The organism is Arthrobacter sp. efr-133-TYG-120 (genome assembly GCF_030209785.1).
Taxonomy (GTDB): domain Bacteria; phylum Actinomycetota; class Actinomycetes; order Actinomycetales; family Micrococcaceae; genus Arthrobacter.
The window spans coordinates 180851-202561 of sequence record NZ_JARVRI010000005.1; the positions used below are offsets into that span (position 1 = coordinate 180851).

The 21711-nt window shown below is 66.1% G+C and carries 18 protein-coding genes and 1 riboswitch; of the genes, 4 read left to right on the top strand and 14 right to left on the bottom strand.

Translation table 11 applies throughout. The features are described 5' to 3' along the window. Window positions 1-107: 107 nt before the first annotated feature. The 6 genes from QRN51_RS04195 to QRN51_RS04220 all read right to left on the bottom strand — a co-directional run bounded on the left by QRN51_RS04195 (window position 108) and on the right by QRN51_RS04220 (window position 9114). Window positions 108-2201 carry an ArnT family glycosyltransferase gene (locus QRN51_RS04195; RefSeq protein WP_284988744.1) on the bottom strand — a complete coding sequence of 698 codons (2094 nt, stop codon included), beginning with the start codon at window positions 2199-2201 and terminating at the stop codon, window positions 108-110. Between the two features lie 6 nt (window positions 2202-2207). Next, entirely contained in the window at window positions 2208-4277 is a 2070-nt protein-coding gene (locus QRN51_RS04200) for a glycosyltransferase family 39 protein (protein WP_284988745.1), read from the bottom strand. Beyond that, entirely contained in the window at window positions 4274-5644 is a 1371-nt protein-coding gene (locus QRN51_RS04205; RefSeq protein WP_284988746.1) for a bifunctional glycosyltransferase family 2/GtrA family protein, read from the bottom strand. Before QRN51_RS04205 ends, QRN51_RS04200 begins: the two co-directional genes overlap by 4 nt. A 160-nt stretch (window positions 5645-5804) precedes the next feature. Beyond that, entirely contained in the window at window positions 5805-6542 is a 738-nt protein-coding gene (locus tag QRN51_RS04210) for an aggregation-promoting factor C-terminal-like domain-containing protein (RefSeq protein ID WP_284988747.1), read from the bottom strand. A gap of 2 nt (window positions 6543-6544) precedes the next feature. Continuing rightward, window positions 6545-6718: riboswitch (cyclic di-AMP (ydaO/yuaA leader) on the bottom strand. Between the two features lie 164 nt (window positions 6719-6882). Beyond that, a complete protein-coding gene (locus QRN51_RS04215; RefSeq protein ID WP_284988748.1) occupies window positions 6883-8361 on the bottom strand; it encodes a sensor histidine kinase in 1479 nt (492 codons plus the stop codon). A gap of 12 nt (window positions 8362-8373) precedes the next feature. After that, a complete protein-coding gene (locus QRN51_RS04220; RefSeq protein ID WP_078106594.1) occupies window positions 8374-9114 on the bottom strand; it encodes a response regulator transcription factor in 741 nt (246 codons plus the stop codon). 215 nt (window positions 9115-9329) lie between these two features. On the opposite strand from QRN51_RS04220, the gene QRN51_RS04225 reads away from it, so the two are divergent. The 3 genes from QRN51_RS04225 (at window position 9330) to QRN51_RS04235 (ending at window position 12489) form a co-directional block, all read left to right on the top strand. After that, the gene (locus QRN51_RS04225; protein ID WP_284988749.1) at window positions 9330-10157 is read left to right on the top strand and encodes a hypothetical protein; all 828 of its coding nucleotides are present in this window, start codon (window positions 9330-9332) and stop codon (window positions 10155-10157) included. A gap of 720 nt (window positions 10158-10877) precedes the next feature. Beyond that, window positions 10878-11747 (top strand): winged helix-turn-helix domain-containing protein, encoded by an 870-nt coding sequence (locus QRN51_RS04230; RefSeq protein ID WP_284984188.1) that lies wholly within the window; start codon window positions 10878-10880, stop codon window positions 11745-11747. A 211-nt stretch (window positions 11748-11958) separates the two neighbouring features. Then, complete coding sequence (locus QRN51_RS04235) at window positions 11959-12489, top strand: SixA phosphatase family protein (protein WP_059388618.1); 531 nt, start codon at window positions 11959-11961, stop codon at window positions 12487-12489. 82 nt (window positions 12490-12571) lie between these two features. On the opposite strand, the gene QRN51_RS04240 is transcribed toward QRN51_RS04235, so the two are convergent. Continuing rightward, a complete protein-coding gene (locus QRN51_RS04240) occupies window positions 12572-13531 on the bottom strand; it encodes a LysR family transcriptional regulator (protein ID WP_284988750.1) in 960 nt (319 codons plus the stop codon). A 72-nt stretch (window positions 13532-13603) separates the two neighbouring features. Between QRN51_RS04240 and QRN51_RS04245 the strand changes: the two genes are divergently transcribed. Further along, a complete protein-coding gene (locus QRN51_RS04245) occupies window positions 13604-14545 on the top strand; it encodes an EamA family transporter (protein WP_284988751.1) in 942 nt (313 codons plus the stop codon). Here the strand turns inward: QRN51_RS04245 and QRN51_RS04250 are convergent. The 7 genes from QRN51_RS04250 to QRN51_RS04280 form a co-directional block, all read right to left on the bottom strand. Further along, window positions 14518-15099 carry a hypothetical protein gene (locus QRN51_RS04250; protein ID WP_284988752.1) on the bottom strand — a complete coding sequence of 194 codons (582 nt, stop codon included), beginning with the start codon at window positions 15097-15099 and terminating at the stop codon, window positions 14518-14520. The two genes, QRN51_RS04245 and QRN51_RS04250, sit on opposite strands and share 28 nt — an antisense overlap. A 71-nt stretch (window positions 15100-15170) precedes the next feature. After that, a complete protein-coding gene (locus QRN51_RS04255; protein WP_284988753.1) occupies window positions 15171-15803 on the bottom strand; it encodes a TetR/AcrR family transcriptional regulator in 633 nt (210 codons plus the stop codon). Further along, window positions 15800-17836, bottom strand: a complete 2037-nt coding sequence (locus QRN51_RS04260; RefSeq protein ID WP_284988754.1) for a YhgE/Pip domain-containing protein — start codon at window positions 17834-17836, stop codon at window positions 15800-15802. Before QRN51_RS04260 ends, QRN51_RS04255 begins: the two co-directional genes overlap by 4 nt. Next, a complete protein-coding gene (locus QRN51_RS04265) occupies window positions 17833-18540 on the bottom strand; it encodes an ABC transporter ATP-binding protein (protein ID WP_284988755.1) in 708 nt (235 codons plus the stop codon). The genes QRN51_RS04260 and QRN51_RS04265 overlap by 4 nt, the downstream gene beginning before the upstream one ends. A gap of 89 nt (window positions 18541-18629) precedes the next feature. Continuing rightward, complete coding sequence (locus QRN51_RS04270; RefSeq protein ID WP_284988756.1) at window positions 18630-19412, bottom strand: alpha/beta fold hydrolase; 783 nt, start codon at window positions 19410-19412, stop codon at window positions 18630-18632. Window positions 19413-19476: 64 nt separating this feature from the next. Next, window positions 19477-20937 (bottom strand): dihydrolipoyl dehydrogenase family protein, encoded by a 1461-nt coding sequence (locus tag QRN51_RS04275; RefSeq protein WP_284988757.1) that lies wholly within the window; start codon window positions 20935-20937, stop codon window positions 19477-19479. Between the two features lie 61 nt (window positions 20938-20998). Continuing rightward, on the bottom strand, window positions 20999-21685 hold the full coding sequence (locus QRN51_RS04280) for an N-acetylmannosamine-6-phosphate 2-epimerase (protein ID WP_284988758.1): 687 nt from the start codon (window positions 21683-21685) through the stop codon (window positions 20999-21001). Window positions 21686-21711: the final 26 nt, after the last annotated feature.

The following is a 21711-nucleotide window of genomic DNA, read 5'->3' on the forward strand; positions in this document are numbered from 1 at the left end:
AAAGTTTTCTTGCGGGGCCTGGAGGGCGACAGAAAGGCTGTGGCAGTGACCTCGGATTACTCCGCGGTCACCGCCACAACCCGTTTGGGCGCTTCAGCCAGCCGGTTCTAGCCCGCCAGTGCGTACGCCGTGGTCCCGCCGATGGTCTGTGACTGGAAGTTCGCAGCCACCCATTGCGCGATCTGGGCAGGGGCTTCCGATCCGCTGTTCGCCTGCATGGTCCCGCCGGCGATGAAGTAATGGATCTTGCCCTGTGCCACGAGTTGCTGGAACTGCTCAAGGGTGGGAGACGGGTCCGTGCCGTTGAAACCGCCCACCGCCATGACCGGCAGTTCGGTGGCCAGCTGGTAGCCGGCGGCGTTGTTCGAGCCCACGACGGCGGCCGCCCACGTGTAGTTCGAGGCGCCGGATTTCAGTGCGGCAACCATTTCCGACGACGGCGTGGTGGCGCCGAGCAGGCCGCCCAGGCCGCCGCCTTGCCGGTTCCCTCCGAAGCCGCCGGCCTGGGCGCCCGGCTGTTGGAGGGTCTGCGGGGGAGTGTTCTGGGCTGCGTTGTTTTGCCCGAAGCCGCCCCGGGCTCCAAAGCCGCCGAAGCCACCGAACGTAGTCGCGGGACCGGCGCTGGGGATTGCGCCACTATGCGTCACGGAGGCGGTAGAGATCGAGTACGCCAGCGGACCGGCAAGGGAGGCCGCGAGGGCGAGCGCCGCCGTCGTGCGGTGGAGGATGCGGACCGGGAAACGTCCCGAGAGCAGCAAGCCGGCCGCAGCCGCCAATGCGCCCAGCAGCACGGCCCAGCGCAGCAACGGACCATAAGCGGTGGTGCCGCCCAGGAGGCCGAAGGCCGTGAATCCAGCTGCGGCAACTGCCACAGCGAGCACGACCGCGGCGACGAGCTGTGCGCGGTGCTGCCACAAAAGCGCCCCGCCCAGGCCCGCGAGCCCGGCGATGCCCGGGGCCAGCGCCACCGCGTAGTAGGGGTGGATGATGCCTGCCATGAAGCTGAACACGAGCCCGGTGACCAGCACCCACGAGCCCCACACGATCACCGAGGCGCGGACGCTATCCGTGCGCGGGGCACGCCGGCCCAGCCACAGCAGCCCGGCCCCGAGGACCAGCACCGAAGGGAGCAGCCACGCGATCTGGCCGCCGAATTCGTTGTTGAACATCCGGAACAGCCCGGGAACTCCCCAACCGTTGCCGCCCCCCACGCTGCCGGTCTCCTGGCCGCTCAGCCGGCCGAGGCCGTTGTAACCGAGCGTCAGTTCCAGGATCGAGTTGTTCTGTGAGCCGCCGATGTATGGCCGCATGTTCGCCGGAACGAGTTCGACGACGGCGAGCCACCAGCCGGCCGCGACCACCATGGCCGCCCCCGCGCCGAGCAGATGAAGCAGGCGACGCCCCACTCCACCCGGCGCGGCAACCAAGTACGCCACCGCAAATCCAGGAACCACCAGCAGGACCTGGAGTTGCTTGGTGAGGAAGCCGAAGCCAAGGAACACTCCGGCCAGCAGGAGCCAGCGCAGTGTGTTGTCCTGCATGGACCGCAGAGTGGCGTAGCCGGCGGCCGTCATGAGTAGCACCAGCAGGGCGTCCGGGTTGTTGAACCGGAACATGAGGGTGGCTACCGGGGTGATGGCCATGACGACGGCGGCGAGCAGCCCGGCCCGGTGGGCGAGCTGTGGATCGCCGGAAGCGGGGGCCGCGGCTCGCCTGACTGCCAGATACAGCAGCCAGGCCGTGGCCACGCCCATGAGCGCCTGGGGAACCAGGATGCTCCAGGAGCTCAGCCCGAAGATCCGTACCGAGAGGTCCATGATCCAGAGCGACGCCGGCGGTTTGTCCACCGTGATGGAGTTGGCGGCGTCGGACGATCCGAAGAACCATGCGGCCCAATTCTGCGAACCGGCCTGGGCCGCCGCGGAATAGAACGCGTTGGCCCAGCCGGAAGCGCCGAGATTCCAGAGATAAAGGACCGCCGTTGCCAGGAGCACGAAACCGAGCTCCACGCGGTGCCGCAGGGCATGCGGGCCGCGGGTGCGGCGGGGCTGGCGGGACCGGCGGGGCGATCCGGCCCGGGCGCGGCCGCCCCCTCCGTGGGGAACGGCCGCTTCCTGCGGCGCAGTCGGCCCCACCAACAGCGGCGGCGGAGCCGGCTGCCTTGCCTCGGAGTCCGTGCCTGTGGAATAGGAAGTGGTCATCGGAATCTACTTTGTCAGCTTGTAGACCGTGGAGTTGCCCACCGTCTGGGCTTGGAAGTTCGCCTGTACCCAGGAGGCTACCTCGGAATTGCCGCCTTGGCCTCCGAACCCGCCGCCACCCATGCCGCCTCCTGCGATGTAGTAGCCGATCTGTCCCTTGGCCACCATGTCCTGGAACTCTGCCAGCGTGGGGTAGGGATCGCCGCCGTTCCAGCCACCGAGCGCGATCACGTTGGAATTCGTGGCGAGCTCAAGGCTTGCGGCTTGGGTCGCACCGGAGACGATCGCCGACCACTTCGTGGTGGTGGATTTCAGCAGGGCGGTCAGTCCGGCGTCGGACGTTCCCTCGAAACCGGGCCCTCCCGCCTGACCCGCGCCGAACCCACCGGCGCGGTTTCCGAAGCCGCCCATGGCGGAACCGCTGGGTCCCGACGTCGGGATGGAACCGGAGTGCGCGGTAGCCGCCGTCGCGAGCGTCCACGCCGCTGTTCCGAGGCCGCCGGCCAGAAGGGAAACGACGACGACGGCCGCGGCCGCTGCGTTCCGGAACCGCCCCGCCGTGTTTTGGCCGGCAAAGCGCAACGAGTCGAGGCGGAGCAGGATTGCCGCTGCCGCCACCACACCTAGGACGACGATCACGATGCGCAACCACGGAAGCCACGAGGCGTCGCGGCCCAGGAGAACCGCGGACCAGGCCGAACTACCGAGGATGACCACGGCCAGGACGATCCTGGCCGGCCAATATCCACGGCCACGCCACAGCTCAACGCTGCCAATGCCTACCAAGGCTGCGATTGCCGGTGCGAGCGCTACCGCGTAGTAGGGGTGGACTATGCCGCTCATGAAGCTGAAGACGCCCGCCGTCACCAGAAGCCAGCCACCCCACAGGATGAGCGCGGCACGGGTGCGGGAAGCCCGCGCTTCCCGGCGGGTGAACCATAGGCCGGCTGCCAGCAGAATCAGTGCAGCAGGGAGAAGCCAGGAGACCTCAGCGCCGAAGCTCGTGCCAAACATGCGGGTGATCCCGGCAGCGCCACCGAATCCGGCGTTGCCGCCACCGCCACCGCCGCCGCCGAAGGCGCCGAGGCCACCGAGATTGCCTCCAGCAGGGGCGCCCGCTCCGCCTCCGCCGGGCGTGCCTTCGCCCGAACCCGTGATGCGGGACAGCCCGTTGTAGCCAAAGGTCAGCTCGAGGAAGCTGTTGGTTTGCGAACCCGCCATGTAAGGCCGTGCCGATGCCGGGGTCAGCTGGAAGAGGGCGACATAACTGCCGGCTACTACTGCGATTCCGGCCAGCGCGCCGAGCAGGTGCAGCAGCCTCCGCCGCAACGGGGTCGGGGCGGCCCAGAGGTACGCGAGTCCCAGGCCCGGAACAATCAGGAAACCCTGCAGCATCTTGCTCAGGAACGCGAGGCCCACTACAGCGCCGGCAGCGGCGAGCCACTTCCAGCCCGCCCGTTCGATGGCGCGGGTAGTGAAGTACGCCGCCAGGACCAGGCAGAGAGTCAGCATGGCGTCGGGATTGTTGAAGCGGAACATGAGCGCGGCCACCGGGGTCAGTGCCAATGCCCCACCGGCCAACAAGCCAGCGCCTGGTCCGGAAACCCGCTTGACCGTCAAGTAAAGGAATCCAACGGCGGCCACGCCCATCAGCGCCTCGGGAACCAGCATGCTCAGGGGAGAGAAGCCGAAGATCCGGCCCGCCAAAGCAGGGATCCACAAGGAGGCCGGAGGCTTGTCCACGGTGATGGCGTTGCCGGCGTCGAGCGAACCGAACAGAAGCGCCGTCCAGTCCTTGGTGCCGGCTTGAATGGCCGCTGCGTAGAAGGAGTTTCCGTAGCCGGTGGCCGCGAGGTTCCAGAGATACAGGAACGCGGTGGCTACGAGGAGCCCGGCGGCGGACGGCCGCACCCAGCGGGGCTGCCGGCCAAAGGCGTATCGGGTCCAGCGGGGCTTGGCGTCCGGGGTTGATGGGCCTGCCGAGTGGCGCGGTGCGTCGGCAATCCCGACGGCGGGGCCGGCGTCAGCATTTCCGGCGGCGGGTCCTGTGCTTGCGGGAGTGATCGTGGAGGTCATGATGCTGCCGTTTCTGTGCGCGTTTTGGCTTGTGTCGTGGGTTCAGCCGACTGCGCCGCAGGCTGCCGGAAGACCCAAAGGCGGAACAACAGGAAGCGGACTGCCGTGGCGGCGAGGTTCGCTGCGACCACGGTGAGGAGCTCGCCCCAGCGGTCCGGCGTCGTCGTACTGTGCACCAAGGCGAGTGCCCCGGAGGTGAGTGCGAGGCCGATCCCGAAGACGATCAACCCCTCGAAGTGGTGCCGAACGGGATTGCCGCCCTGGATGCCGAAGGTGAAGCGACGGTTGGCGCCGGTGTTGGCGATGGCCGTGACGAGCAGCGCCAGGAAGTTCGCCAGCTGCGGGTCCATGAAGCCGCGGCAGAACAGGAAGATGAGCACATAGGCGAGGGTGGACGCAGCGCCGATCGCGGCGAACCGGACCAATTGCCCGAATAGGCTGCTGCGCGGGCTTTGCTCGGCGATGCGGGACGACGCCGGGAGCGGCCCGCGTGCAAGTGCCGCCCGCAGTTCCGGAATGGGGATGCGGCCCGAGACGAGATCCCGGGTGAGCCGGACCATGCCGCGGATGTCGGCGAGGGCGGTCCGCACCACGTCGACGCTGGAATTGGGATCGTCGATCCAGTCGACGGGAACTTCGTGGACCCGGAGGCCGCAGCGTTCGGCGAGGACCAGGAGTTCGGTGTCGAAGAACCACGAGTTATCCATGGTGTGCGGGAGGATCTGCTGGGCGACGTCTGCCCGGATCGCTTTGAAGCCGCACTGGGCATCGCTGAAGCGGGCACCCATGAACGAGTGCAGCATCAAGTTGTAGCTGCGCGAAATGAACTCGCGTTTGGGGCCGCGGACGACCCGCGAGTTACGGGTCAGTCGGGTGCCGATGGCGAGGTCCGAATGGCCGGAGATCAGCGGCGCCAAAAGGGGCGCCAGTGCGGCGAGGTCAGTGGAAAGGTCAACGTCCATGTAAGCCAGAACGGGCGACGGCGATGCAAGCCACACCTTGCGAAGGGCGTTGCCGCGTCCCTTCTCGTCAAGGTGGACAACCGCGAGCTCGGGCAGTTCCCGGGCTACGCGCTCCGCGATTTTCAACGTGCCGTCCGTGCTCGCGTTGTCCGCCACGGTGATGCGGAAGCCATGCGGGAAGGATTCGCGCAAGTGGCCGTGAAGCCTGCGCAGGCACTCTTCGAGATCGCGTTCCTCGTTGAAGACGGGGATGGTGACGTCGAGGACGGGGATGGCGGTGTGGGTGTCCACGGGGGCGCGCCGCCCCGTGCCGCGCTGGATGGGAGTGCTGGGTTGGATGGGAAGGCCCGGCGGCACCACCGCGGGGTCCTTCAGGGTTCCGGAGGTGGATTCGATGAGCGTCATGTATCCAGAGTGCCGTTGCCGAATATGAAGGCTTTAGGCGGAACCTGTGACGTGGCTGTGGATGTGTGACCAGCGTGGCGCATCACTTGCCTGGCCAAGAAACGGAGAGGCCCGCCCCGGAAGGGACGGACCTCGACGTACTTTGTGGTTGGCTCTTGGCTTAGTACCAGTTGTGGGCCAAGTGGAAGGACCATGCCGCGGACGGCGATCCGTAGCGTTCCTTGATGTAGTTCAGGCCCCAGCGGATTTGCGTCTGGTAGTTGGTCTGCCAGTCGGCGCCTTCGGACGCCATCTTTTCGGCCGGCAGCGACTGCCCAATGCCGTAAGCGCCACTGGAGGCGTTGGTGGCAGTGGTGCGCCAATCCGATTCCTTGTTCCACAAAGTGATTAGGGCCGACATTTCGCCCTGGCCCCAACCGTAGGAGGGAAGGATGCTTGCGGCGTAGGCCTGGGCGCCGGAGGGATCATCGACGGCGACGGGTGCAGCCGGTGCCGCTGGAGCAGGGGGTGCAGCGGGTGCGGCCGGTGCGGCAGCCTGGGGCGCGATGGCGGCTGGAGCGGGCGCGGCTGCCTGGCTTGGCGTCGACGCAGTGCTCGGCTTGGGGCTCGCGCTTGCGCTCGCCGACGGCGTGGCGGTGGCCGAAGGCGTGGCTGAGTGATCCACCGTGCGGGATTCGGACGTGCGGCTCATGTCCTGGGCGTTGATGGCTTGTCCGGCGGCCTGGGTGGCAGCGCCTGCGCCGAGGAACACGGCAACGACGCCGGCAACAACTGCCATGCGCTGGCCGGTGCCGAGGTTCGAGGCGGCTCGCCTCAGCGTGGAACGTGACTTGTTTCTCCGGGCAGGTTCGCCGCGGTGGCGCGCAACAGGGCGCGACTGATCCTTGGAATCAGACATGGTGATTGCCTCTCGACGCCTGCGGAGTTAGCTGTCGGATTCGGATGAGGTCATCCGGCCGTGGCCACAGCGGAACGTGGCGGCACGGCTTCACCCCTAGGGCTGGCTCAACATGAGCGCTTGCCCGGAGACCTGGGTCCCCCGTCTCTGCCTGGACTGTTGGGCACCGGGGAGTGGCAGAGCTCGGCGCCTACCCGGCGGTGGCCGGAATGATCCAGCGCACCTATTCGACGGTACAGGAGGATCCAGCTTAAGTCACATTTAGGTAACGGAGATCACGACGCCGGTGCGTCGACTTGCGCGTGCCGGGCACCGGCGTCGTACTCTTCTGGTTCGCCCGTCAGGCCGGGGCAGTCCTGAGCGCCGGGAGCCGCACCGCGAACTCCGTCCGGCCAGGCCGCGACGCCACTTCGACCGTGCCGCCGTGCGCCTGAACGATGGATTCCACAATGGACAAGCCGAGGCCGGAGGTGCCCTCGGAGCCGGACCGGGCGGCGTCGGCACGGGCAAAGCGGGAGAAGATCCTGCCCTGGAATTCAGGCGGGATGCCCGGGCCGTTGTCGGTCACGGTCACCACGGCGCTGCCATCGGCGGAGCGCATCACGCCCGTGACCACGGTGGTTCCCGCCTCGGTGTGCTTGCGGGCGTTGGAGAGCAGATTCGCCAAAACCTGGTGGAGTTGGGTGGTGTCGCCGCGGACCGTGAGGGGCTCATCCGGGAGCTTGAGCTGCCAGATGTGCTCGGGGGCCATGACTTTCTCGTCGCTGACGGTCTCGATCACCAACTGCGTGAGATCCACATCGGTGAATTCCGGGGCCTTCCCTTCGTCCAACCGGGCCAAGAGAAGGAGGTCCTCCACGAGGGTGGTCATGCGTTCGGACTGGCTCTGCACCCGGCCCAGCGACTTGCGCCCGTCTTCGGTGAACGTCTCGGTCATGCGCAAGAGTTCGGTGTAGCCGCGGATGGCGGTCAGCGGAGTGCGTAGTTCGTGCGACGCATCCGCGACGAACTGGCGCACCTTGGTTTCGCTTTGCTGGCGGGCCTCGAGGGCGCTCGAGACGTTGTCCAGCATCAGGTTCAAAGCATGGCCGACGCTTCCCACTTCGGTGCTCGGATGGGCCGCCGACGCCGGAACACGCACCGCGAGGGCCACTTCACCGGCGTCAAGCGGAAGTTTCGACACCTTGGTGGCGACGTCGGAGAGTTGCTCCAACGGCCGCATGGTACGGCGGATCAGCACGGTTCCGGCCAGCCCGATCAGGACCAGTCCGCCCAAGGAGACCAGCACCATGGTCCAGACGAGGGAGGCCTCGGTGTCCTCTTTCGAGGCGAGCGGGAGACCTGTGATGACAACATCGCCGTAAGGAGTTTCGGTGGCCACCAGCCGGTAGCCGCCAGTGGACAGCGTGCGATCAACCGGGCGGCCATCGGACGGGAGCGCCGACAGGATTCGGGCGTCGCTGGGCGACAACGGCGCACGTGTGGCATCGGAGGACAAGAAGCCGGCATCGCTGCTCACCTGGCCTGCAAGGATGCGTGCATTGAGCGTGCCGATGCTCTGGCCGCGGGGGTCCAGCGGGTCCGGACGGCCGCCAGGGTTGCCTTGCGGCGGGCGGCCGTGGGAGGCCTGCATCAATTGCTGATCGAGCTGCTTCGTGAGGAACACATCCATGGAGGCATAGCTGACCACCCCGACTGCACCGCAGATGGCCACAAGGAGTGCCATGGAGAGAAGGATCAAGCGCGTGCGCAAGTGCCAGGTTGAAGGATTGAACCAGCTATGGTCGGTCTGGCGGGGGATACCCGAGAGTGCGGACATTCGGCGCCCCGGCTATTCGGCAGGCTTGATGACGTAGCCTGCTCCGCGCACCGTGTGGATCATGGGCGGGTGGTTGGCCTCGATCTTCTTGCGCAGGTATGAGATGTAAAGCTCCACGATGTTGGCTTGGCCGCCGAAATCGTAGTCCCACACGCGGTCCAGGATCTGGGCCTTGCTGACCACGCGCTTGGGGTTCTCCATGAGGTAGCGCAGGAGCTCGAACTGGGTCGCCGTGAGCGGGATGTCCTCGCCGCCGCGGGTAACTTCACGCGTGTCGACGTTCAGGGTCAAGTCGCCCACCACCAGCTCGGCGGTGTCCATCGCGGCCACCCCCGAGCGTTGGACCAGACGGTGCAGGCGCAACAGGACTTCCTCCATGCTGAAGGGCTTGGTGACATAATCGTCGCCGCCGGCGGCCAACCCGACGATGCGGTCCTGTACGTCGTCCTTGGCGGTGAGGAAGAGCGCAGGCACCTCCGGCGCAAAGGCGCGGATCCTGCCGAGCAGCTCGACGCCGTCGAACCCTGGAAGCATCACATCCAGCACCAGGACGTCCGGTCGGAAGTCCTTGGCGAGCTTTACCGCAGCGGGACCGTCGCCCGCCACCGCCACCGACCAGCCCGCCATGCGGAGGCCCATGCTCATGAGCTCGGCGAGGCTGGGTTCGTCGTCAACCACAAGGGCACGGATGGGGGAACCGTCCGGGTGGCTGAGTTGCGGAAGGTTGTTGGTCATGGAGTGCGAGGATGCCATGGGACAACTCTCCAATCTGCCGGTTTGCCAGTGCTTTGCCGTTGCTGTGAGCACCCTGTGAGTCCCAGCCTAGCCACCTGTCCGGAGGTTGTGGCGGTTCTGCAGGTCACAGGGAAGCCTTCAGTTCGACACAGCCAACGCACAGCAAAGCGGCTGACGCTGTTTGGGACAAGAACAATCACGACCAAACAGTCTCGATTTCGATGGAGAACACCATGGATCAGCAAAACAACCCCTCCGTACCTGGTTCCGAGCCGGAGAACGGACACCCGCAGCCGGTGATCCGCCCCCTTGATGATTCTGCGCAGGCTGGTGCCGGGCAGCCGGCCGCCGGGTGGGGTGCTCCGCAGCCGCCGGCGAATCAGCCGCCTGCCGCCGGGTGGGGTGCTCCGCAGCCGCCGGCGAACCAGCAGCCGGCCGCTGGGTGGGGTGCTCCGCAGCAATACAACGCCGGACAGCCCCGGCCTTCGTTTTTCAAGAATTGGAGCCTGAAGAAGGGGCTCATTGTTGGCGGCGTCGCGGTGGTGGTCGCGGCAGCGGCAGGAGCCGGTGCATATGCCGCCGGCAACGGGACCGCGGCCGCGGATACCACCAACGCGCAGGGACCTGGGGCCGGGCAGAACGGCCAGGGCGGATTCGGTGGCCCGGGCGGCACGAACGCAGGCCCTGGCGGGCTCGGCGTCGGCATGGGCGGCCTGAACGCCGCGGTCCACTCGGAATACGTGGTCCTCCAGAACGGCAGCTATGTCACCATGGCGGGCCAGTTGGGTACGGTCACCGACATCTCAGCGAGTTCCATGACCGTCAAGAGCGAGGACGGGTTCACGAAAACCTATGCGCTGGGAACGGACGTCGTGGTAGCTGAAGGCCTGCGGCAACGTGGAAGCGGAAGCGGCGGCACCACCCTGACCCTCGCCGATGTGAAATCCGGATCCAGCGTGAGGGTCACTGCGCTCAAGGAATCGGACAAGTACACGGCCCAGTCCATCCAGATCGTTACTGCCACCACATCAAGTACCCAAGGAACCGGCACCACCAACTAGTCCCCACCGCCACCCTCGCCTCGCAAGTCCCCACCGGGTCCCGGCCTTCGCAAGCTCAGGCAGGGACCCTCGCCGGCGTGGCCCCACGGCCAGGGAACCCTAGCGGCGTGGGCCCACGGAGCTGATGTCGTTACGGGCCTTCAAAACGACATCCAGTGCGAGCGCGGCGTGAGGCTAGGGCCATTGCGGGGGTCCTAGCAGACGATTTGCCAAAGAATTTTCACGAGATGCCGATCCAGGATTGGACAAGGGTTGTTTCATATCTCGAGATTCAAAGGCAAGCGCGTGACGTGGCTTGAGATTCAGAAAACGGCAAATTCATAAAATTATATTCGAATATTGCGCCAAGAATAGCCAGTGTGACGAACGAGAATGGGTCACATTTGGACATGTGTGAATTGTGATGTGCGGCACAATAGTCCGATTCGTCTCAAAATGTGGACGGTCCGGCCCTTTGTTACTTGCAAGTTCCCTTTGTTACGTTGCACACTTCAAATGTGAACAAGAACTCAACAGCATCTGCAGCCGCAGCGATCGAGCCCAGCGCACCCGCTGGTACTTCGATGAGCTGTTGTCGAATGCATGCCTAACTTAAGACCCCAACAAGTTTCAGGCATTCGCCCCCTGCCCAGCGTCGGGCGCCCCTCCCCATCTCATTGCGGGGACCAGACCAGCATTCGAAGCCGCGATGACGGCTATTCACTTTGAGGTAAGCACTCCATGTCAGTTGCATCCGGATACGTCCACATCTCCGTCCGTAACGCCAATAAGGCCGCGTCGAACGCCGGCCTGCGTCCCGGCTTCGGCAACCGCCCGGCCTACGCCCAGCCCGCACCGCAGGGTGGCAGCCAGGCACCCGGCTACGTCCCCCAGGGCTATAACCCCAACTCCTACGGCCAGCTCCGCGCTGTTCCCGCCAACGAGGCCTCGCCGATGACTGCGCCCACGCCGGTCTTGGCTCCAGCGGACCGCTCTATCCGTCCCGTTGCTAATGACAATGTGGCCCGCGGTTTCGTGCTCTACATGGGCATTGACGAGGACACGGCCGCGGCCGCCGGAACGTCCATTGCCAAGTTGGCCCAGGAAATCCGGGCCTACGCGCAGTCCCTCGTTTCCGGCGCCGAGAGCTATGCCGCCGTCGCAGTAGCCCCGGCCAGCGCGCCCGGTTCCGCGCTCGACGTCGTCCGTTCGACTTTCGGTGACCCCACCGTTGGCAACCGCCAGCGCTCCGAGGCGCTCCGCCCGCAGCCTGCACAGGAAGCCCGCCCGTCCGGCGTCTTGATCGACCTCGCTCGTCGTGAGGTGCACCTCGACGGCGAATCCCTGAACCTCACGTTCAAGGAATTCGAGCTCCTCAACTACCTCGTCGAGAACGGCACCCGCACCGTGGGCCGCGACGAACTCCTCGAGGGCCTGTGGCGCAACGCCGAAGAGGTCCCCAACGAGCGCACCATCGACGTCCACATCCGGCGCCTACGATCCAAGCTCGGCCGCCTGGCAAACACGGTCCGCACCGTGCGCGGCCAGGGCTACCGTTTCTACGAGCACCCCGAGGTTATCGTCTGGGCCGCTCCGGAATACTCGATCTAGTCCCCACCCGTCCAAGGCGCCCGCCCCGTTCTTTGGGGGCGGGCGCTTTCGCTTCCGCGGGACGATCCCTCGGCGCCTGCGCTCGTCCCTCACGCAACAACGGCGCTTTCGGGATGTCCCGCTCACGCGACAGCGCCCGCGCGAACCAGGCGGCCGCATTCCTGCGCTCAGGACCAGTGAGCATGTGCCTCCGCGGCGATAGGGTGGGGGGATGAGCGAGCATCACATCAAGCGGCTGGTGATCATGCGGCATGCGAAGTCGGACTGGCCCCTCGGTGTGCCGGACCATGAGCGACCCCTTGCCGAACGCGGCCACAAGGAAGCCCCCCTTGCCGGGAAATGGCTCCTTAAGCACCACGTGATTCCGGACTTCATCCTGTGTTCGTCCGCGCTCCGGACCCGGCAGACCTGCACGTGGGTGTGCAGCGAGCTGGGGGACAAGGCCCCGACGCCGAAACTCGAGGACGGCCTGTACGCCGCCTCCGCGCAACGCATGTTGACCGTCATCAACCATGTGCCGGAAACCGTCACCACTCTCATGATCTTTTCGCACATGCCCGGCGTGCAGGACCTCGCGATGCACTTGGCTTCCCGCGACTCGGACCATGACGCCTACATGGACGCCGCAACGCGCTACCCCACGAGCGCCATGACAGTCATGGAACTTGAAAAGCCGTGGGCTGAACTCGATGGGCAGGATGCCCGGCTGACCCACTTCGCAGTTCCGCGCCCAAAGAAGTAGCTCCCTCGCGCGAACTGGCAGCTAATGCCCTTTTTTGCGCGGCCAGAGGGCATCTGCCGCCAGCTCGCGCGGATGGTCCCAGCTAGCCCACCTCGAGGCCGGCCGCCACATCCTGCAGCAAGCGGACCACGTGGCGGATGCTGGGGCTTGCCATCATGGTCTTCCGGTACACGATTCCCACTTGGCGTTGCTGCATCGGATTGACCACGGGCACCGCCACCACTCCAGCGGGGAGCTCGGGCCTACCGAGCCGTGGCACGAGCGCCACCGCCACGCCCTGCTGGACCATAGCGATATGGGTGGAAAAGTCGGGGTCGTAGATGCGGATGTCCGGCACGCGCCCCAGGCCTGCCAGGATCGCCAGCAACGCCTCATTGCAGATGGCCCCAGCTGGCGTGCTGATCCAGCTTTCGTCCACCAGGTCGGAAGGCTCGACGGCGGTCCGGCCAGCCAGCGGGTGGGCTGAGTTCAGCAAGACGTCGGCGGTATCCAGGCAGAGGTCCTCGTGGACCATGTTCTCCGGAATGACCAAGGGTACGGAGTGCCAATTGTGGACGACGCCGAGATCGGCTTCTCCGGTGGCGACCCTCTGGACGGCCTCGCGCGGGTCTTCGGCCACCACACGGACCTCAAGCCCGGATGCGCCAAGCCCGGAGCCCGCCGCGGCCGAAGATCCGGCGGCAACGGCTTGGGCCGTGCCGAGTTTCGCCAGCATCGGCCCCACAAGACCCCGGCAAGCGGTGGAGAATGCCACGAGCCGCAGCACGCCGCTCGGCTTCGTTGGGTCGGCGAGCAGCGTGGCCTGCAGCTCCTCCAACTCGCCCAGGATCCGGCGTCCGTACTCTGCCAACGCCATCCCGCGGTCGGTCAGCAGTACGCCGCGGCCGTGGCGTTCCAGGACCGTCACGCCACTTTGCTTCTCGAGCTTCTTGATCTGCTGGGAAACCGCCGAGGGGCTGAAGCCCATGGCCTCCGAGGCAGCCACCACCGATCCTTGCTGTTCCACTGCTACGAGGGCCCGTAGCGCCGCAATCTCAATCATGAAGCAAACGTACATGATCCGATGCAGAATTCAACGCTGGTGCTTCATTGGCTTGGCTGTCAGAGTTGAATCGTGAATATCCGCCACTCAGCACTCGCCGTCCTTGTCGCCGTCCTTTGGGGCCTGAATTTCGTCGCGATCGACTTTGGATTGCACCCCGGTAACGGGAGCGGTGGCGCGGCCGACGTGCCGCCTCTACTGTTCGTGGCCATCCGCTTTGTGCTGGTGGTGTTCCCCTGCATCTTCTTCGTCCGCAAACCGGACGTCAGCTGGAAGGCGATCATCGGCGTCGGGCTCTTCATGAGCGCCGGGCAGTTTGGCCTCCTCTACCTGGGCATGGCGCTCGGCATGCCTGCAGGACTTGCCTCGCTGGTCCTGCAGGCTCAAGTGCTCCTGACGGTGCTGTTGGCGGCCCGCTTCCTGGGGGAGCGGCCGAGCAAGCGGCAACTGACAGGGGTTGTGCTGGGTGTCGCCGGGCTAGCGCTGGTGGCGGTGGGTCGAAGCTTGGTGGCCCCCGTAGTGCCGCTCATGATCGTGCTCGCCGCCGCCTTGTCCTGGGCCGCGGGCAACATCATCGCCCGCAAAGCCAAGGCGGCCTCGGGACTGGGGCTGGTGGTCTGGTCCGGGGCCGTGGTCCCCTTGCCCCTCGCGGCCCTGTCGCTCATCGTCGACGGCCCGGCAGCCGTCGTCGGGACCCTCACCAACCTTCAGCCGGCCACCATCCTGAGCGCCTTGTATACCGCCATTTTCGCGTCGTTGGTGGGCTACGGCATCTGGAACCGGCTGCTCAGCCTGTACCCGAGCTCGGCCGTGGTGCCTTTCACGTTGTTGGTCCCGGTGGTGGGAATGACCGCCGCGTGGCTGCTCATCTCAGAGGTCCCTACGACGGCGGAACTGGCCGGCGGGCTCCTCCTGCTGGGCGGCGTCGCGACTGCCGTGCTGCAACGGCGCGAGAAGCCTGGGGATCTGGCGGCGGCCGAAGTGCGTCAGCGCTTGGGGGCCGGCTTGCGCTGAGGGGCGGATCCCGACGTCGGGCGCTTGGCGGGGGTGCGTGGTGCAGGGCGCTTCGCAGTTCCCGAGGCCGGACGGGCCGCCGGTCGCTGGGCGGTCCTGCCGGGTGCCGGGGAAGGCCGCGAAGCAGGCCGGGGCGCGGGCCGCCGGGCAGCCGGACGGGCCACTGCCTTCGCACGGCGCGATGGCCATACCGCCCCCACGAACAAGATCAGCAGGGAGCTGCAGCCGGCAAGCGCGGCGAGGTAGAAATAGATGTCCGAGTCCTTGGTGCTCACCGCGCTGCCCAGGGCGTTCTCGTCCTGGTTGAAGGCGAGGCCCCACATGCGCAGGAACGCGATTCCGAACGCGATGAACAGGATCGTCGAGATGGCCCCGAGAACCAGCATGAAGTACCTGCGACGGGTGAAAACCTCGGCGACGCACGCCAGGTAGCCGATCGCCAGGGCCCCCAGGAAGATGTACATCACGGTTTCGTCAAGGGTGATGGCCAGGAGCACCAGCAAACCAGCAGACACCACAGCAGAGATGATCGCAAGCTTTCCGCTGTTCCCCATGTGACGCATGGGATTAATCATCCCTGACCCGCGGCAGCGCCGCGCCCCAAGACGCGGCAGTTGCCATACCGTTACCGCAGTACGTAGCCCCGCATGATGGTCATGAGGGCCGCTATGCTCTGCTCGCGGGTGCGCTCGGGGTTGTACGTCTGCCGGTCAAGGCCCACCACGAAGATCGCTCCGAACATCGCCGCCTCGAGGCTGCCCCGGGCAATGCCCGTATCCACCGTGTACGTGGTGGCGACCTTTTCGATCGCCGCGCCGATCACGGCCAACAGCTCGCTGCGGAGCTCGACGAAGAGCTTGCCCCATTCGCTGGGCGTCCGCCAGTTCTCGCTGATCCAGAGCCGAGCGAAGGACGGGTAGTCGTCCATGAAGTCCATGGCTTGCCCGAGCATGGCCTCCATCGCTTCGAGCGGATCGGCGTGCAGGCCTTCAATCGTCTGGAGCCGGCCGAGCATGATGTCGACGCCGTGGCGCAGCAACTGGGCGATCAGATCGGACTTGCTGCCGAAATTGTAATAGACCGTTCCCTTGGACACCCCGGCTGCGGCCGCGATCTCGTCCACGGTGACGCCCGCTGCGCCGCGCTCGCCGATCAGCTCCATCGAAGCGTCGAAAAGGCGCTGCTTGGTCGCGTTGGTGCGGGCCGGGCGGAGCTTCTTCTCCGGGAGCCCCGAGACATCCGGCTCTTGCATGCTCATACAGCGATCTCCGGCTTCAGGGTCTTGAGGGTCCAGAACTTGTGCTTACGGACAGCCAGCGTGGAAAGCGCGGCCCCCAGCACAGTGTAGCCAAGTAGCCCCAGGACAATCGGCCAGATCATGGTCAAGTCGCCGCCGTAGATCAGGTGCCGCATGCCGGTCACTACGTAGCCCATCGGCATGATCTCGTGCACCACGTGGAGAGGCATGGGGGTGGTTTGCCAAGGGAACGTTCCGCCGGACGACACCAACTGCAGGACCAGCAGGATCAGCACGACGAACTTTCCAGGAGTCCCGAGCAAGGCCACGATGCCCTGGATGAGGGCCGTGAACGCCATGACCGCTGCCAGCATGAACAACCACATCCACACCGGGTGAGCCGCGTTGAGTCCCAGCCCCAGGTCCACCACGAGGGTGAGGATACTGGCCTGCAGCACGGACACCACGAAGAACGGGAGCCAGCCGCCGACGGCGATTTTCCATGACGGCGCGTTCGACGCCAAGGCCCGCTGGGTGATGGGACGCATGGCCTGGACCAGCATGAACACGCCGATCCAGAGGGACAGTGTCAGGAAGAACGGGGCCAGGCCCGCACCGTAGGACCCTGCCTTGGCCTGCGATACGTTGTTGACCGCCACAGGATCGGCGATCACCTTGGACACCTCGCTCTTTTGGGCGTCGTTCGGGTTCGGGACCTTGCCTGCGCCCTTCGCCAACTCGCTCGCCAAGGTGCGGGATCCGTCAGCGGCGCTGGCAGCACCAGTGGCAAGCTGCGCCGCGCCGTCGTCGAGCTTTGCGGCGCCGTCCGCGAGGGCCGCCGTGCCGTTGACGGCGGACTGTTCGCCAGCGGCGAGCGTGGAGGCTCCAGAACTGAGCTGGTCCGCGCCTGCCGAGGCCTGGCCGATGGCGCCCGTCAGCGCCGGGGTAGCGCCCGCAAGCTTGGCGGCGCCGGCACTGACCGCGGCCGATCCGTCCGAGAGCTGCTGGATCTGCGCGGCATCCGCCGAGATCTTGGCTTTGGCGTCGGTGACCGGAGCGGACGCGGCGGCCGTGTCGAAGTCGGCCAGGATCTTGTTCGCCTGGTCCTGGGTGATGACCCCTGCGGACACGAGCCTCGCGTTGGAGGCCACCACGCGGTCCCGCGCCCCGGCGTCGAACGCCGAAAGCTGCCCGACGACGTCCTGGACTTTCGCGTTCAGCTGTGCGTTTCCGGCGGCTACTTGGGCGGCGCCGTCGGCAAGCTTCTGGGAGTCTGCCGGGAGGGACGCGGTCTTGTTCTTCAGCTCCGTGAGGCCCGCGCTGAGCTGCCCGGCACCGCCGTTCAGTTGATTGGCGCCGTCGCGCAGCTTGTTTTGGCCCGCCAGGAGCTCGGACGCACCGCTGCTGAGCTTGCTGGTGCCGTCGTGAAGGGCGGCCGCGCCGTCGCTGAGCTTGCCGACGCCGTCGGCAAGTTGGGAGGCGCCGTCGGACGCCTTAACGATCGAAGCGTGGAGGGTGCCGAAGCCTGTGAGGAGTTGGTTGGCGGTTTCCTCGCCTACTTCCTTGGCCACGGTGGAGTGCACCGCCGTGGTGAGTTTGTCCACGATGGTGCTGAGGAGGTAGTTGTTCGCGTCATTGGTGGTGACGTTGAGCATCGCCTGGTTGGCCGCATTGAAACTGCCCGGCGAGACCAGGTTGGCCGAGAAGTCCTTCGGGATCTTGAGGGCGAAGGCGTACTTGCCGGATTCAACGCCGGCGTCGGCTTCGGCCGTGGTGGTCACCCGCTGCCAATTGAACACGTGGCTCTCCACGAGGCTGTCGGCAACCTTCTGGCCAGCCTGCAGCTCCCGGCCGCTAGCCGGCTGGGCTCCCGCGTCCTCGACGACCAAAGCGGCGTCGATCTGGTTGAGGTTGCCGTAAGGATCCCAGTTCGCGTAAAGGTACACGGCCCCGTAGAGGAGGGGCACCATGGTCAGGGCGAGGATGGTCAGCTTGGGCAGGAGCCCGCCGGTCATGCGCTTGAGTTCGGAGCGGGCCAGCCGCAGAACAGTCACTTTGCGGTCCTTTGCAGGGTTTCGGGTACTTCTTCGGGATCTTCTTGTGCGGCTTCCGCGGGTTCGGCGGGTGCCGTGTGCGTGACCGAGTTGCCGATCACGGCGGCCGGGCCGTCCCAGCCGACCGGAAGGGCAGAGACGACGGCGACGACGGCGAGTGGCCGCCCGGCGTCGTACGCCAATTGCTCAAGCCGGGGGAGCCAGTCCGTAGTGTTGGCGCTGTGCCGGTCCGGGGAATCGAGCACCAGAAGGTCAAGGGCAGGGTCCGCGAGGGCCAGGGCGGTCAGCAGTTCGAGGCGGCGGTCCGCAGGGAGTTGCTCGATCCACAGCCCGGCGATGTCTTCGAAGCGGTTGATCTTGAGCCACGGCTTGCTGAGGAGCGCGCCGCGGTAACGGCGGGGGATGAGGGAGAGGTCTTCGGTGACGAGGTCGCGGACGCTCAGATGCTGCTCCGGCTCGTTGACACCCGGAGCATCAATCAGGGCGCTCGCAGCCCGGAGCTTCTTGGTTTTCGCCGAGTTGTCCCAGCTCAGGAGGCCTTTGCTGGTCTTCATCCGGCCGCTCAGAGCAAGTGCCAAGGCCGTGCGCTGGTCCTGACCGTCGCCGCTGACAAGGAGGAGCTCGCCGCGCCTGGCTTCGAGGGAAGTGGGAGGCAGGAGATCGTCCCGGCGGCCGTCGATCTGGAGTTGCTGTGCAGACAGCACAATTGGACCTTTCGCAGAACTTGTTATCTGCTCCAATCGTAACTGAACTGACCAGTCAGTTCAAATAGATCCCTTCGCCTCCTGGGAACCTAGCTGTCTGTTTGCCTTGCACGGCGAATTGGCATGAACGTGCGCGGCGGCTCCGCCGCGGCCAGAAAGTTGCTTATCAGGCCGGCGACTGTTTCCGGCTGTTCCAGTGGAAGCCCGTGCGATGCGCCCGGAACGACCGCAAGTTGGCCTTCGGGCAAGGCTTCGTAGAGCGAGAGAGTGTGGGGCAAGGTGACCACGTCGTCGTCGCCGACGATGACGAGCACCGGCTGGGTAATTTGCGCAATGTCGGTGGTGGTGAGTGTCGGCTCTGTGGTGAACATCGCGACACTCTTGCCAAAGACGACATCCAGGTGTTCGGGCCCATCCGGAGACCGCTCGATGTAGGCCCTGCCCAGTTCCTGCGCAATGGGCGATTGGGGATCCAAGTCGAAGGGCACCGTGCCGTTGTAGTGGTAATTGGTACCAATGACCACGAGCTTTCGCACGAGTTCAGGCTGCCGAAGTGCGACAAGCAGGGCAACGATACCGCCGTCACTCCACCCCACCAGATGGGCAGGTCCGCCAACGACGTTCTCGAGCACTCGAATCGTCTCGGTGGCCATGTCCGCGTAGTGGAAGTCGACATCTGTGTCCGCAGTGTAACCATGGCCGCGACGATCGAAGGCGATCACTCGGAACCGCTCCGACAAGCCTGGTCCAATGGTCTTGAGCAGGTCGTCGCTGTTGCTCAAGCCGCCGTGCAACAACAAGAGCGGTTCGCCGGGACCGCCCAGGTCTTCCACCCAGGTTGGGTGTCCGTCAATGTCGAGGTGCTTGGCCATGCGGCCATTCTCCTCCCGCGTTCCCGACGCCACAACGGTTCGTCGACCGGCGGCGGCCAGGGGGTCAGAGTCCGTACTTCTCCAACAGGCGCAGCCACACCTCGCTGATGGTGGGGAACGACGGCACGGCATGCCACAGCCGGTCCAACGGCACTTCGCCCACAATCGCGATGGTGGCGCCGTGCAAAAGCTCGGCCACTCCGGGCCCGGCAAACGTCGCGCCCAGCACCACCTTCCGGTCCTCGTCCACCACCAGTTGTGCCCAGCCTTGGTAATTTTCCGAATGCAGCTGGGAGCCGGACACATTGATGGGGAGCTCAACCGAGCTTGCGTTAATGCCCTTTTGCAGCGCCTGCTTGAGGCTCGGTCCCACGGATGCCACTTCCGGATCCGTGAAGACCACGCTGGGGATCGCATATTCGTCGGCCGTCTTCGCGAGGGCGCTCCATGCCTTCGGGGTGCCGTGGAGGGTTCCTTTGGCGCGGGCCACGATGGCGTCGCCGGTTGCCCGGGCCTCGTACTTGCCCTGATGGGTGAGGAACACCGATCCCGCGGCGTCGCCGGCCGCATAAAGCCACAGCCCGCTCGTGCCGTCGCTGGCGGCGCCCTCAACCAAGCCGCTCGAGTCCGTGGTGAGGCGCAAGGGCCTGCCTTCCTCGGCGTCGAGCCCTACGTTTTCGAGTCCCAAATTATCAAGGGAAGGCCGACGACCTGTGGCCACCAGCAACTGGTCAGAGTTCAAGACCGTCCCGTCGCCGAGAGTGACGCTGAAGGCTTGGTCCGGGTCGTGTTCGACCCGCGTGGTGTTTGTCCCGAGACGGAGATCGACGCCGTCGGCCCTAAGTCCCGCAGCGACCAAATCGGCGGCTTCCTCGGGGAACGCGCTCAACAGCCGGCCTCGGGCAACGATCGAAACCGCCGAGCCTAGGCGGGCGAAAGCCTGGGCGAGTTCTACGCTGGCAACCCCTCCGCCCAGCACGATGAACCGTTTAGGGATGTGCCGTGCAGACGTGGCTCCGCGGGTTGTCCAGTAGGGGACGTTGCGCAAACCGTCGATTTTCGGGATGAGCGGTGTGGATCCGGAGGCCACCACCACGGCGTGATGGGCTTTGAGCGAGTAGCTGGTGCCGTCCTTGCCATCCACTTGGACTTCACGCGGGCCGGTGATGCGTGCCCGGCCCCGGATGAGTTCGATGCCGGTGTCCACGAGCCACTGGACCGCGCCGTCGTCCTGCCATTTGTTGGTGAAGTAGTCACGGTATTTCAGGACCGGTGCGGGATCCAGGACCTTCGTGACGGCGTCCGACGCTCCGGGCACTGATTGTGCCGTGTGCAGGGCGGTTCCCGGCCGAAGGAGCGCTTTAGACGGTATGCAGGCCCAGTAGGAGCACTCCCCGCCGACGAGCTCAGCCTCCACAATTGCGCAGGTGAGGCCGCCCCGGACCACCCGGTCTGCAACGTTTTCCCCCACAGTCCCGGCGCCGATCACGATGACATCGAATTCCCGGATATTCTCCTCAGCCATGGGAGAAGCCTACGCCCGGACACAGGCCGGGATCAGGGATCCGGCGACGGATTCTGCCGGGTCAGGTGTCCATCGCGCCTTTGAACCAGCCGGTGATGCTCGCCGGATGCGTGATGGCGGTGCCGACGACGACGGCGAACGCCCCGGCGTCGAGGGCCTGGCGGGCCTGTGCCGGGGTATGGATGCGGCCCTCGGCGATGAGCGGCTTGCCCAGCCCAGCGCCGGCGATCTCCGCGAGAAGCTCAAGATCGGGGCCGTCAGTCTTGGGACGGTCCCCGCTGTACCCGGCCAAGGTGGTGCCGATCAGGTCAGCACCGGCGTCGACGGCGGCCGCCGCATCGGCGTAGGAACCGCAGTCAGCCATGACCAAGGCGTGCGACTCGGCGTGGATTCCGTCAATGGTTCGCTTGAGAGACAAGCCATCGGGACGCGCGCGTCGCGTTCCGTCGATGGCCACGACGTGGGCGCCGGCATTCGCGACGGCGAGGGCGTGCCGGAGCGTCGGGGTGATGAAAACGCCGTCGTGCCCGTCCTTCCAGAGCCCGATCACCGGGACCTCCACAGCTGCGCGGGTGAATTGGACGTCCGCAAGGCCCTGGACGCGGACTGCGGCGGCTCCACCGATAACGGCCGACGCCGCCACCTGGCCGGTGGTCCGGGGATCGCGCATGGGTTCGCCCGGGTAGGCCTGGCAGGACACGATCAACTGCGAGCGGAGGGCTTCGAGGCCATCGGGGGTCAGGATCATGGGGTGTCTCCTTGCGAGGGGTTCGG